Genomic DNA, 12005 nt, shown 5'->3' on the forward strand with positions numbered 1-12005 from the left:
TTGATATCAGGCGCTAAGTTTATGCTGGGATACCAAAGGATGTAACCTCAATACGCAGCAGCAGCCAGCGACTCTGCTCGTATTTCCTCTGTCAGCCGCGCCTTCAACTCTGTGAATTCAGGCGATGTCTTAACGGTGTAATGGCGGGGATAAGGTAATTCGACGGCAATATCAGCTTTGATACGCCCTGGGCGCGCCGTAAAGACGGCTACCCGGTTGGCCATGAAGATCGATTCGTCTATGTCATGCGTCACGAAAATAACCGTCTTACGGTGTTTCTCCCATACCCCAAGCAACAACTCCTGCATGATGACTCTGGTTTGGTTATCCAGTGCCCCAAAGGGCTCATCCAGCAGCAAGATTTTTGGATCATTAGCCATCGCCCGCGCGATGGCGACTCGCTGTTGCATACCGCCTGACAACTGCTTGGGATAATGCGATTCAAAACCCCTCAGACCAACACTTTCTATATAGCTCTCGCTGATTTCTTTCTGCTCAGTGGCGGATAAGCCTTTTTCACGTAAGCCAAAGCAAATGTTTTGCCGTACGGTCAACCAGGGAAACAGCGTGTAGTTCTGAAATACCACCCCACGATCAGCCCCCGGCCCTTCAACGCGTGCACCATCGAGCAAAATTTCACCTTCAGTCGGAGTTTCCAGACCTGCCACCAAGCGCAACAGGGTAGATTTGCCGCACCCCGACGGACCCAGGACAGTAATAAAGTCTTGTTCGGCGACTTCCAGGCTCGTTGGCTGCAATGCCGTCGTTGGTTGTGCGCCGCGAGTGCCAGCGAAAATTTTCGTTACGCTTCGGATAGATAAATGGCTCATCGCATCAAACTCCACGGAAACAAGGTCTGGTTGAGCTTTTTAAAAAGTACATCGGATGTCAGACCGATAATCCCAATTAGCACAATACCAGCAATGATATTATCTGTTGCCATCAGCGCCTGGCTGTCCATAATCATGTGGCCTATGCCAGACGCCGCCGCGATTAATTCGGCCACCACCACATAGGTCCATCCTAGTCCGAGTACTTGACGCAGTGCCTCTGCTATCTCGGGAGCTGCTCCAGGCAGCAAAACCCGGCGCACCACTCCTGAATCGGTGGAACCGAGCGTGTAGGCTGCCTCGACCAAATCCCGTCGGGCATTGCTAACAATCATCATCACCATCAAGGTCAGCTGAAAAAAGCAGCCAAGAAAAATAATTGACAGTTTTTGTGCTTCTCCTATACCCACCCACACGATAAGCAAGGGAATAAAAGCAGAGGCGGGCAAGTAACGGGCAAAGGAAACAAATGGTTCGAAAACTGCTTCGATTGGCTTATAGGCGCCCATCAGAATGCCTAAGGGCACAGCAATGACAGAAGCAATAAAAAAGCCCCCTAACACTCGCCACACAGTCATTCCTACATCATGAATAAAATCGAATTCAGCGAATAGAATCCAGCCGGCCTTGATGGTTTGCACAGGCGACGCGAGAAAGTACGGCGAGACCATGCCGGTAACCGTCAGAATTGTCCAGAACGCAAGAAACAAGGCAAAGAAGGACACCCCCAAGGCAATGCGCAATCTTGAATCGATGGGCTGCAGAAGCTTCATTTTTCGACGTCTCCTGTCGCGATTTTCGATAGGCGGCGCTACCACCCTCTTAGAAGTAACTGTGCGGCCAGCTTGCATGGCTTAGTCCTCCAGAAACTGTCCGTCATACAGACTATCCAAGTCGTTTGGTATTGCCCGGATCACGCCGACTTCGTGCAGCAATACGGCGGCTTCTTTATTGAAAGCCTGGAGTTCACCATTAAAGAACTTCCGATTATCCTCACGATCAGCCCATTTGATCTTGGACTGCGACTCTTCGAACTGCTCAGCAGTTTGTTTCACGTCCTTGCCCATAATGGTGAACGCGCGTGTCTTGTCTGTTTCCATAAGCTCCAGCGCCTGGAAAAAACTTTCTGTAAGACCCTTGGCAGCCTCAGGGTGTTCCTTGAGAAACTCAGGGGTACAGCCGAAAGTATCAAACACCATCTTGTACTCTTCGGAATCGGCGATAAGCTTGCCAGCATCCGGCTTCTGGCGCACCATCCCAAGGTATGGCTCGTAAGTAACGGCGGCATCCAGGCCGCTCCTTCCCGTAATAAAGGTATTGGCTGCTTGGGCGGGTTCCAGCGTGACAGTTTTTACGTCTTTGAGCGATAAGCCGTTTTTCTTCAGAATCCAGGCAAGAGAAAAATAAGGATTGGTACCCGGCGCCGAAACACCCACCGTTTTTCCTTTCAGGTCTGTAACTTTTTCAATGCCAGGCCGGGCCACAATGCCGTCGGCCCCCATACCCTGATCCATCTTGAAGATCTGAATTGTGGGAACGCCGTTCGCATTCCAGACAATCCAGGTTTCCGTCGATGTCGCTGCACATTGAATATCACCCGAAGCAATGGCCAGATGGCGTTCCTTTTGGGGAATCTTGCGAATCGAAACATCCAGTCCGTTCTGTTTGAAAATTCCTGTTTCCAGGGCTAGCACCAGAGGAGCGTATCCTGTCCAGCCCGATATTCCAATGGCTACCTTGGTCTCCTGCGCCTGAGCGGTTCCGGCCAGGCCAATGGCGAGAGAAAGGCTAATTAGGGTATGTTTCATTATGGTCATGGCTGAATCCTGTTTTAAACTGCTAACACCTAAGAAGAGTTTAAGGAGCACCGCCTTAGCGATGCTCAATCGAGAGCTACAGCATTATGAAACTTGAGCGCCATCACGCCAGACAACCGGAAAAATGGGTGCATCGAAGGCTTCGCCATCACGAAGGGGCAGGCCTTTAATAGGTGGAGATCCTTTGCCGTCGCGATCCACATAGACAGCATCATCCCCAACCCAACGGGCAGAGAATACTCGGCGAGCTATATTGGAAGGGTTGCCTGGAGCCCCGTGCACAGTGCGAAAATTAAACGCAATGGCGTCGCCTGGCTGCATATCCCAGCCCGCGATATCGAACTCATCGCGGTGGGCGTTGATATCCGGCAAGCCCTCGTAATTGTCGTTCTCGTATAAAGGGGTCCCATCAAAACGCATCGGACGGAAATCCTCGCCCCACAGGTGGGAACCCCGGACGCATTCCATCACCACATTTCGAGCGACCGGGTCAAGCGGAATCCAGAAACTGACGCTCTGTTTTCCATCCACACAATAATAGGGCTGATCTTGGTGCCAGGGAGTTACGGTGGTGCCTCCGGGCTGCTTTACCAAAACATGGTCATGAAAAAAACGGGCGCTGTTCGAACGCATGAGCCCAGCTCCCAGCGCCCCTGCGTTTGAGTGCAAAACAAATTGAGTAAATTCCGGGATACGCTGCCAGTTGCATAAATCCTGAAAAAACGGAGCGGATCCGTCCTGCGGTACTACTGAGCGCTCCATTGGGCTTGGGTCAGTCATTAACTTCCTGATGCCTTCGCGTAACGGTTCCACCCAATCCGTAAAAACGTTACGTAAAACCACAACACCATCTCGTTGAAACGTCTCGACGTCGGTATCGGATACCCGCCAGCGATCAATGATCGTCATGTTACACCTCCAAAAACATTTTGGATTTTCTGTTCAGAAAATGCCGGGATTGATTGCATACAGTAAAACGGGATAGCAGCGCTCAACAACTTCTTCTCTACGGCGTTTTTATGATCTTTGTTACGCGTTCACTTTACTCGAACTTAATTGTATATACATCCGTGCAATCCCTAATGTAGACCTGACTCTGAGACGAGGTACAGCTCGTGCTGATTAGCATCTCCTCGGTTTTCCCCTGTTTGCCAGACCCACAAAAAGAAAACGGTGGTCCCTAATGGAACCACCGTAAAAATCTCGATCACCATCCAACAGTAGGTTAGGGGGCTTATCGGCTCACCAACAAAAAAGCCCTTGAATAATCAAGGGCTTAGTTGTTTACTATGCTTTTGGCGGGGACGGAGGGATTCGAACCCTCGATGCGGGTATAAGCCGCATGCTCCCTTAGCAGGGGAGTACCTTCAACCTCTCGGCCACGTCCCCAAAAGCAAAGCGTTATTCTAGCATAGAATTTTAGAAACTAGCCAGCACTTTGCGTTTTATCTTGATCAAGTTCAAAGGCCTTATGCAAAGAGCGAACCGCGAGTTCCATGTACTTGTCATCAATAATGACGGAGGTCTTGATTTCGCTGGTGCTAATCATTTGAATATTAATGCCTTCTTGCGATAATGCACGGAACATCGTGCTCGCCACACCCGCATGGCTACGCATGCCAATGCCCACAATAGACACCTTGGCAACTTTGCTGTCGTATACGATTTCGCCCGCTCCGACCGCCGGCCCAATTTGCTTGCTGAGCAATTCGTTGGTGCGATCAGCGTCATTACGATTAACCGTAAATGAAAAGTCGGTTGTACCCTGAACAGACAAGTTCTGAAGGATCATGTCTACATCGATATTGGCAGCCGCAATGGGGCCTAAAATCGAGTAAGCCACACCTGGAGTATCCGGAACGGCACGTAACGTGAATTTAGCCTCATCACGACTGAAGGCAATGCCTGAAACTACAGCGGCTTCCATTTTATGATCTTCCTCGAATGTAATCAGCGTGCCCGAAGCCATTTCTTCTTCGAGCGGAATGAAGGGGTCGGTAAGCGAAGAAAGCACACGCACAGGTACTTGATACTTACCTGCAAACTCAACAGAGCGAATCTGCAAAATTTTTGAACCTAGCGAAGCCAGCTCGAGCATTTCCTCGAAAGAAACTACGCCCATGCGGCGCGCCTCGGGAACCACACGTGGATCAGTAGTGTATACGCCGTCGACATCGGTGAAGATCAGACATTCGTCTGCCTTCATGGCAGCAGCTACCGCTACAGCCGACGTATCAGAGCCACCACGACCAAGCGTCGTAATGTTGCCCTCTTCGTCTATACCCTGAAAACCCGTGACGATAACAACCCGTCCAGCATCTAAATCGTTACGTATGCGTTCGTCGTCAATGGATTTGATGCGGGCTTTGGTAAAGGCGGAGTCAGTGCGAACCGGAACCTGCCAGCCTGTATAGCTACGGGCTGGTACGCCCTTGGCTATTAAGGTCATGGCCAGCAAGGCACTGCTGGCCTGCTCGCCAGTTGCAGCCAGCATATCTTGCTCGCGCGAATCGGGGTGGGGAGTGATTTCTTTGGCCAAACCCAAGAGCCGATTAGTTTCTCCTGACATTGCAGAAGGCACTACGACAACCTGGTGACCGGCAGCATGCCACTTGGCCACGCGTTGCGCCACGTTGCGAATGCGCTCGACAGAGCCCATCGACGTGCCGCCATATTTCTGTACGATCAGGGACATCTTATTACTCAAATATCAAAAGGAATGGTGTCTGAACCCGAAGGAAAACACACTATTCTAACGATTTTCTGAGTTTAGGTTTGGCGGGATGCAGAAACAGTTTCATTATGATGCTGCAAATACACACGTCCGCGCGTGCAAACCACAAAATGACTACCGTGCTTGACCTTCATTTTTCGGTCAAAGCCCAAGGCGTGTAATTGACGCATCTGCCGCATCAAATCATTCAGTCGTGCCTCTGTAGGCATCTTCAAGCCGGCCTGCCCCAGCCAGTATCGAATAACAAGTGCCTGCCTCGCCGTGGATAGTTCGCGCCAATGCTTTAAGCTAAAACTCGTATCAGTAACGCAGTAATCAAGCGTGGACAAATCACTCTGGGCGGCCTCAGCCAATACCTCGCCAGCCTCACGGCTTAATTGCGCATGGCGCACCAATACCTTTTGCCATCCCACCCAACGCTCATTGAGCTGCGGTGTTAGACGCTCCCGCACAGCCCCGCGGGTGTAATCGTCGCTGTAGTTGGTGGCGTCACTGACCGCATGCCAATGTAGCCGTCGGCCCATTTGTTCGCCTACAGCAAGCAGCCGGGAGCGTGCCACCTGGAGCCAGGGCCGCAGGTATACGATGCCATCGCGCTGACTCTGCGGTGCCATTGCCCCCAGGCCTGTAGGCCCCGCCCCACGCAACAACCGTAGCAGTACCGTTTCGGCCTGATCATCTTGATGATGGCCTAAGAAGATGTGCTCGACGCCGGTCTGCCCGGCCATCTGTTTAAAGGCGGAGTAGCGCGCATTGCGCGCTGCAGACTCCATACCATCGCCCTGCCCCAAATCAACATCGACTTGCAGGCTGTGGCTCTGCGTACCTAACAAAGAGGCCAAGGCATGCACATGCGACTGCCAAGTATCAGCAACAGCCTGCAACCCGTGATGAACGTGAAAGCAATGCAGCAATACCTTGTGCTGCCTGGCCCATACCGAGAGATGCAGGGCTAATACGGCAGAGTCTACCCCGCCGCTTAGGGCTACCGCCACTTGGGCAGGAGAGGAGCCTAAATTTTGATAATGATCGTGAATCAGTTGAAGCAGGCCAGCATCACACAGGCCAGACAGCAACGAATTATCCGCCTGAACCACAGGACAATCAGGCTTTGGCTTCTTGATATCGTCCATAAGATAACAGGCGCTCGAGCCGCTGTGCCCGAAGCTGTTCCACGCTGAGCCCGGATAATTGACGCAATGAATCAGCTAATGCACGACTTAATTGACGCGCCATGGTAGTGGGGTCACGATGTGCGCCTCCGACAGGTTCGTTGACGACGCGGTCGATGAGACCAAAGTCTTTTAGACGGTCTGCTGTGATGGCAAGTGCCTCTGCCGCAGTCGAAGCTTTGTCCGCGCTACGCCATAAGATGGATGCGCATCCCTCGGGGGAAATTACGGCATAGGTAGCATATTGCAGCATCAGTACGCTGTCCGCGACAGCAATGGCCAATGCGCCGCCCGAACCGCCTTCGCCAATAATCGTGCTGATAATAGGCACTTTAAGCTCGGACATGGCGTAGAGATTATGACCAATGGCTTCTGACTGGCCCCGCTCTTCGGCACCTATGCCCGGATAGGCTCCCGGTGTGTCGACAAAAGTAAAAACCGGCACATTGAACTTTTCGGCCAAACGCATCAGGCGCAAGGCCTTACGATATCCCTCTGGACGTGGCATACCAAAATTACGCTTGGCGCGCTCTTTGGTATCACGGCCTTTTTGATGCCCGATAACCATACAAGGAACGCCATTAAAGCGCGCCAGTCCGCCAACAATGGCCAGATCGTCCGCGTACATGCGATCACCGTGCAGCTCGTGGAAGTCGGTGAAGATTTCCCTGATGTAATCGAAGGTGTAGGGGCGCTGGGGATGGCGGGCCACTAACGCCGTTTGCCACGGAGTTAGCTTCGAATAGATGCTTCTTGCCAGGGTCTGGCTTTTTTGCTGTAAACGATTGACCTCTTCTGAGATATCGACAGCAGAGTCGGTTTGAACATAGCGTAGCTCTTCGATTTTATTTTCGAGTTCCGCTAGTGGCTGCTCAAACTCCAGAAATGTATTTCGCATTATTGTATCTTCGGGTTATTAGGCTAGTTTATTCGCTCTCGACAACAGGATCCAGGCTGCGCCACAGATACCACGTTGCCACCGTGCACCACGGCGTCCACGCCTGAGCCACTTCTCGGGCCTCAAATCGCGAAACGGGTTCGCCGCTGTAGTAGTGTTGTGATATGGCTTTGATTAATCCAGCATCATCCAACGGTAACACGTCGGCACGATGGAGATTAAAAATCAAAAACATCTCTGCCGTCCAGCGCCCTATACCACGAATAGCACAGAGCTCTTTGATTATGGCATCGTCATCCATGTCGTGCCACGCATCAGGCTCGACCTTTCGTTGATCAAAATGCGTGGCAAGGTCAAGAATATACTCGGCTTTACGTTTGGGTAAGCCAAATTTTCGTAATGCTTCTATATCGATATCCAAAACCTGCTGAGGCGTAGCTTGCGTATCGAAGGAGCTGGCAAAACGCGTCCAGACCGTATCAGCTGTTCGTCGGCTGACTTGTTGACCGATGATTGCACGGACTAAGGTCACGAACGGCTCGGCAGGTGGCCGTAACCACTCGTCGGCATACATCGGGATGATTTTACGCAATATTCGATCACGCTTCATCAAATGCGTTTTGGCTTCTTCCCAATACTCGGGTCTGGTCATCGTCATGCCTGCTCCTAGGCTCGTCGCCACTGAGTGACGCCGCCTGCTTTGTCTTCCAGCTCAATGCCTTGCTCATTTAGCTGATCACGCAGGCGATCAGCCAGGGCGAAGTCGCGATCAGCTTTTGCCTGGCTACGCTGATCAATAAGGGCTTGAATCTCATCGTCGCCTAAATTATTGTCCACCGTCGGACGCGCATCGCGCAAATAGCGCGAAGGAGAACGTAAATAAACCGCCGGATCACTTTGCAGCAGCCCCAGCACCCCACCCAACGCACGCATCAAGCCTGCGCTCGCCGAACAATGCTCTCGGTTGGCCAAGGAAGAAAGTTCAAAGAGTACCGCAATCGCGCCAGCCGTATTGAAATCGTCGTCCATGGCTTCTGCAAAACGCTGCGCCGCCGGAGCAGACCAGTCAACAATGACCTCGTCGGGAACAACATTCGCCAGCGTTTGATACAGACGATCAATGGCTTGCTGAGCATCGAACAGATTATCAGCAGCGAAGTTCTGCGTGCTGCGATAATGATTGCGCACAATAAAAAAGCGTAGCATTTCAGCTTCACGGGGGTTTGCCTGATAAGCCGCATCACTGTCGGTGACGCCTGGCAACGCGATGGTCTGACGAATATTAAGAAAATTACCCAGCGATTTCGACATTTTGTCGGCATTCACCATGAGCGGACCGCAATGCATCCATACATTGGCCATTTGCCCGCCAAATGCACCTTCGGACTGGGCGATTTCGTTCTCGTGATGGGGAAACTTAAGGTCAGGCCCCCGCCGTGTATATCTAATGGCATACCGAGCAAGGCATTGCTCATGGCTGAACATTCGATGTGCCAGCCAGGGCGTCCCATTCCGTATGGAGAATCCCACTTAGACTCGTCAGGCTCTTGCTCTTTTGCAGACTTCCAGAGCACGAAATCAAGAGGATCGCGCTTGGCGTCGGTAACAGCGACGCGGTCGCCAGCGCGTAAATCGTCAAGACTTTTACCTGACAATTTACCGTAGCCCTCAAACTTTCTGACTGCATAATTTACATCGCCATCGCTACCCTGATAGGCCAGCCCGTTCTCTTCGAGCTTGCGAATAATGCCAATCATATCGCCTACGTGTTCCGTGGCTCGAGGCTCGGCATCCGGGGATTGCACCCCCAACGCCTGCTCGTCGGCATGCATGGCTGCGATGTAGAAATCGGTGACCTCGCGCATCAGGCGGTTTGTTTCCACGGCACGGCGAATAATCTTGTCGTCAATATCAGTAATATTACGCACGTATTTAACGTGGTAGCCACTTTGGCGGAGCCAGCGCTGCACAATATCAAAGCTGACCAGCATGCGCGCATGCCCCAGATGACAAAAGTCGTACACAGTCATGCCGCAGACGTACATACGCACGTGACCAGGCTCGATAGGAGTAAATACTTCTTTAGTGCGGGACAAAGAGTTATAGATGCGCAACATGTGCTGTAATCGTCTTAAAATCGAGTGTAAAAAGCGCGTGTCCATTCATTTAGACACGGATTTACACACTGAATTGGGTGCGTCAAGGCTAAAATGGTGGTCGTCAAGTATAGCAAGCTGGTTGCTGTTGCGGCGCAAGCCACTTAAATGGGCTGTTTTTTTTAAAGATTGGCTACAGGCTAAAATGCGTTCCAGCTATACGCGTAGCGCCTTGCAATCAAAAGGTATGAAATTCGTGAACCCTAAAACTTTATGCTGGTCTCGTGGCTCATTGCTCAATCTGCTCATTATAAGCGGACTCAGCATGAACGTTAACGCCCAAATGATTAACGAGCCGGTTGTGACTGAGCCCGATGCCATCTTCGAGTCGTCTGAAGCCCCTGAACGCGGCTGGAAAGGTCTTGCGCGCGTGCTTGATGCCTTGACCCCTGGTGCCAATACCGCCATTCCGCTAACCCCGCGTCAGGTCACGCAGCGTATATCGACGCTTATTTCGCAAGGCCGGGCAGAGCAAGCCCTGGAGGCGATAGAAAAACGCCTGAAGCAACGTGAAGATCGTGCCGAAATTGGCGTAGATGTCCAGCTACTGTTTTTACAAGGACGAGCCCTTTCCGCCTTGGAACGTCACAACGAAGCCATAGAAGTTTACCGTCAAATCACCACTTTTTACCCGGAGCTACCCGAGCCCTGGAATAACCTCGGCGCAGAGTACATGCGACAGGGCAAGACAGAGATGGCTCGCGAAGCACTGGAAATGGCACTGACAGCAGCCCCTGATTTCACTACCGCCCAGGTTAATTTAGGAGAGGTGCAGCTGCTTCTCTCCCAACAGGCATTTAGCGCAGCGGGCGGGGCCGGAGCAAATCGCTCACAACAAACCCTGAAAATTCTGCAACAATAGGCGCTGTTTACTTTAATCGGGCATCCTATAATGCAAGGTTTTCATTTTCCCGGGTCCGCTAGATTTTACTCTGCGCGCGCCATTGGCTATGCCGCCACTCTGATCATTGCAGCCTGTTTCATGGCTGGTCAGGTAAGTGCGGCTTCATCAACTACAACTCAAGGTACGACAATGAGCACGACTCCTCAGGTCAAACTTCAGACCAACAAAGGCGATATTCTTATCGAATTAAATGCCGAAAAGGCGCCAGAAACTGTCGCAAACTTTTTAACGTATGTAAAAGACGGATTTTACGACGGTACGGTCTTTCATCGCGTTATCAATAACTTCATGGTTCAAGGTGGTGGTTTTGATGCCAACATGAAGCAAAAGCCGACGAACAATCCTGTCAAAAACGAAGCCGACAACGGCTTGAAAAATGACAAATACACGTTAGCCATGGCGCGTACGGCCGACCCGCAGTCAGCTACAGCGCAGTTCTTCATTAACGTGAACGATAACGACTTCCTGAACTTCACCTCACCCACGCCAAATGGCTGGGGCTATGCTGTGTTTGCGAAAGTTGTAGAAGGTCAGGACGTGGTCGATGCCATTAAAGGCGTAAAGACCGGCAACAAAGGTTTCCACCAAGACGTGCCTGTAGAAGATGTGGTTCTTGAAAAAGCCACCATCGTCGAATAAGCGTCATCTTGACGGCATCATCTGGATTGCTGCCGATGTACATTTGGGGCCGGAAGGCCCCAAAACTGCATTAGGCTTCTATGAATTTCTGGATGATGCTGCGCAATGCTGCGATACACTCATATTATGCGGTGACATTTTCAACGCATGGATAGGTGACGATCAAATCTATGACCCTGATCCGTGGCTTGCAAAAGCATTACAAGAATTAAAAAATTCAGCAGTCGAAAGTCGCTCTATCTGATGCGCGGCAATCGCGATTTTCTGATCAGTACAAAATTAGCACAATACCTGGGAGCTGAACTCTGGCCTGATCAGGTTTCGGTCTCGACCCCCAGCATCAAGTTTGTCCTTTCACATGGCGATGAGCTTTGTACCGACGATAGCTCGTATCAGCGCTTCAGGCGCTTTGTACGCAGTAACATTACCCAATCGATCTACTATGCCTTGCCGCTGTCCTGGCGCATCGGTGTAGCTAATTGCTTCAGACAGCGCAGCAAGGCCGCCGGTCTCTATAAAAGCCACGACATCACCGATGTCAATCCAGATGCCTGTGCTGCACTACTGCAAAAACATAAGATGCACACCCTGGTCCACGGCCATACCCATCGCCCTGCCGTGCATACCAGCGCTCCAGATCTGCTTATCGACAGACGCATTGTGCTGCCAGACTGGGAGCTGGACCACAGTGAAAAGGCTCGTGGCGGATGGCTCAGCATTCATGGCCCGCAGATGGTGCTGCACCGGCTGGGCCATGACGATGTGGTCTGCGATGTGCAGTAAAGACCAACAATCATTAAAACTGGTGAACTCCCGCGCGCAACATCGTATTGGGTGCTAAAGTTTTACTCAAGC

At 51.5% G+C, this 12005-nt stretch carries 13 protein-coding genes, 1 tRNA gene and 1 pseudogene; 4 read left to right on the forward strand and 11 right to left on the reverse strand.

Translation table 11 applies throughout. From position 1 onward, the window contains the following. Positions 1-47: 47 nt before the first annotated feature. The 11 genes and pseudogenes from L1889_RS02540 to cysS all read right to left on the reverse strand — a co-directional run. Entirely contained in the window at positions 48-830 is a 783-nt protein-coding gene (locus tag L1889_RS02540) for an ABC transporter ATP-binding protein (RefSeq protein WP_238663745.1), read from the reverse strand. Next, complete coding sequence (locus L1889_RS02545; RefSeq protein ID WP_238663746.1) at positions 827-1603, reverse strand: ABC transporter permease; 777 nt, start codon at positions 1601-1603, stop codon at positions 827-829. The genes L1889_RS02540 and L1889_RS02545 overlap by 4 nt, the downstream gene beginning before the upstream one ends. Before the next feature lie 81 nt (positions 1604-1684). Then, on the reverse strand, positions 1685-2647 hold the full coding sequence (locus L1889_RS02550) for an ABC transporter substrate-binding protein (protein WP_238663884.1): 963 nt from the start codon (positions 2645-2647) through the stop codon (positions 1685-1687). An 84-nt stretch (positions 2648-2731) separates the two neighbouring features. After that, a complete protein-coding gene (locus tag L1889_RS02555) occupies positions 2732-3556 on the reverse strand; it encodes a phytanoyl-CoA dioxygenase family protein (RefSeq protein WP_238663747.1) in 825 nt (274 codons plus the stop codon). Between the two features lie 387 nt (positions 3557-3943). Continuing rightward, positions 3944-4036, reverse strand: a tRNA-Ser gene (locus tag L1889_RS02560). A 37-nt stretch (positions 4037-4073) separates the two neighbouring features. Next, a complete protein-coding gene (locus L1889_RS02565) occupies positions 4074-5342 on the reverse strand; it encodes an aspartate kinase (RefSeq protein ID WP_238663748.1) in 1269 nt (422 codons plus the stop codon). A gap of 74 nt (positions 5343-5416) precedes the next feature. Next, a complete protein-coding gene (gene tilS / locus L1889_RS02570) occupies positions 5417-6514 on the reverse strand; it encodes a tRNA lysidine(34) synthetase TilS (RefSeq protein ID WP_238663749.1) in 1098 nt (365 codons plus the stop codon). Further along, on the reverse strand, positions 6486-7451 hold the full coding sequence (locus L1889_RS02575) for an acetyl-CoA carboxylase carboxyltransferase subunit alpha (protein ID WP_238663750.1): 966 nt from the start codon (positions 7449-7451) through the stop codon (positions 6486-6488). The genes tilS and L1889_RS02575 overlap by 29 nt, the downstream gene beginning before the upstream one ends. Positions 7452-7479: 28 nt before the next feature. Next, positions 7480-8109 (reverse strand): DNA-3-methyladenine glycosylase family protein, encoded by a 630-nt coding sequence (locus tag L1889_RS02580; protein WP_238663751.1) that lies wholly within the window; start codon positions 8107-8109, stop codon positions 7480-7482. An 8-nt stretch (positions 8110-8117) separates the two neighbouring features. Continuing rightward, positions 8118-8657: a DALR domain-containing protein gene (locus L1889_RS19015; protein WP_372871103.1), complete on the reverse strand. Its 540-nt coding sequence runs from the start codon at positions 8655-8657 to the stop codon at positions 8118-8120. Continuing rightward, a pseudogene (gene cysS, locus L1889_RS19020) lies at positions 8640-9613 on the reverse strand (cysteine--tRNA ligase); the annotation flags it as partial. The pseudogene cysS and the gene L1889_RS19015, both read right to left, overlap by 18 nt. A 259-nt stretch (positions 9614-9872) precedes the next feature. Between cysS and L1889_RS02590 the strand changes: the two are divergent. The 4 genes from L1889_RS02590 to L1889_RS02605 all read left to right on the forward strand — a co-directional run bounded on the left by L1889_RS02590 (position 9873) and on the right by L1889_RS02605 (position 11933). Continuing rightward, complete coding sequence (locus tag L1889_RS02590; protein ID WP_238663752.1) at positions 9873-10469, forward strand: tetratricopeptide repeat protein; 597 nt, start codon at positions 9873-9875, stop codon at positions 10467-10469. Positions 10470-10640: 171 nt separating this feature from the next. Continuing rightward, a complete protein-coding gene (locus L1889_RS02595; protein ID WP_372871105.1) occupies positions 10641-11150 on the forward strand; it encodes a peptidylprolyl isomerase in 510 nt (169 codons plus the stop codon). Continuing rightward, positions 11125-11394 carry a metallophosphoesterase family protein gene (locus tag L1889_RS02600; RefSeq protein WP_238663753.1) on the forward strand — a complete coding sequence of 90 codons (270 nt, stop codon included), beginning with the start codon at positions 11125-11127 and terminating at the stop codon, positions 11392-11394. The genes L1889_RS02595 and L1889_RS02600 overlap by 26 nt, the downstream gene beginning before the upstream one ends. Continuing rightward, positions 11394-11933 carry a UDP-2,3-diacylglucosamine diphosphatase gene (locus tag L1889_RS02605; protein WP_238663754.1) on the forward strand — a complete coding sequence of 180 codons (540 nt, stop codon included), beginning with the start codon at positions 11394-11396 and terminating at the stop codon, positions 11931-11933. Before L1889_RS02600 ends, L1889_RS02605 begins: the two co-directional genes overlap by 1 nt. Positions 11934-12005 lie beyond the last annotated feature (72 nt).

It is taken from the genome of Paenalcaligenes niemegkensis, assembly GCF_022230885.1.
GTDB classification, from domain to species: Bacteria; Pseudomonadota; Gammaproteobacteria; order Burkholderiales; family Burkholderiaceae_B; genus Paenalcaligenes; species Paenalcaligenes niemegkensis.

Excerpts from the sequence above, each read along its gene's own strand:
- L1889_RS02605 (WP_238663754.1), top strand. The coding sequence starts at position 11,394 with ATGCGCGGCAATCGCGATTTTCTGATCAGTACAAAATTAGCACAATAC.
- L1889_RS02565 (WP_238663748.1), bottom strand. The coding sequence starts at position 5,342 with ATGTCCCTGATCGTACAGAAATATGGCGGCACGTCGATGGGCTCTGTC.
- L1889_RS02545 (WP_238663746.1), bottom strand. The coding sequence starts at position 1,603 with ATGAAGCTTCTGCAGCCCATCGATTCAAGATTGCGCATTGCCTTGGGG.
- L1889_RS02555 (WP_238663747.1), bottom strand. The coding sequence starts at position 3,556 with ATGACGATCATTGATCGCTGGCGGGTATCCGATACCGACGTCGAGACG.
- L1889_RS19015 (WP_372871103.1), bottom strand. The coding sequence starts at position 8,657 with ATGCTACGCTTTTTTATTGTGCGCAATCATTATCGCAGCACGCAGAAC.
- L1889_RS02550 (WP_238663884.1), bottom strand. The coding sequence starts at position 2,647 with ATGACCATAATGAAACATACCCTAATTAGCCTTTCTCTCGCCATTGGC.
- L1889_RS02595 (WP_372871105.1), top strand. The coding sequence starts at position 10,641 with ATGAGCACGACTCCTCAGGTCAAACTTCAGACCAACAAAGGCGATATT.
- L1889_RS02540 (WP_238663745.1), bottom strand. The coding sequence starts at position 830 with ATGAGCCATTTATCTATCCGAAGCGTAACGAAAATTTTCGCTGGCACT.
- L1889_RS02575 (WP_238663750.1), bottom strand. The coding sequence starts at position 7,451 with ATGCGAAATACATTTCTGGAGTTTGAGCAGCCACTAGCGGAACTCGAA.
- L1889_RS02590 (WP_238663752.1), top strand. The coding sequence starts at position 9,873 with ATGAACGTTAACGCCCAAATGATTAACGAGCCGGTTGTGACTGAGCCC.
- L1889_RS02580 (WP_238663751.1), bottom strand. The coding sequence starts at position 8,109 with ATGACGATGACCAGACCCGAGTATTGGGAAGAAGCCAAAACGCATTTG.
- tilS (WP_238663749.1), bottom strand. The coding sequence starts at position 6,514 with ATGGACGATATCAAGAAGCCAAAGCCTGATTGTCCTGTGGTTCAGGCG.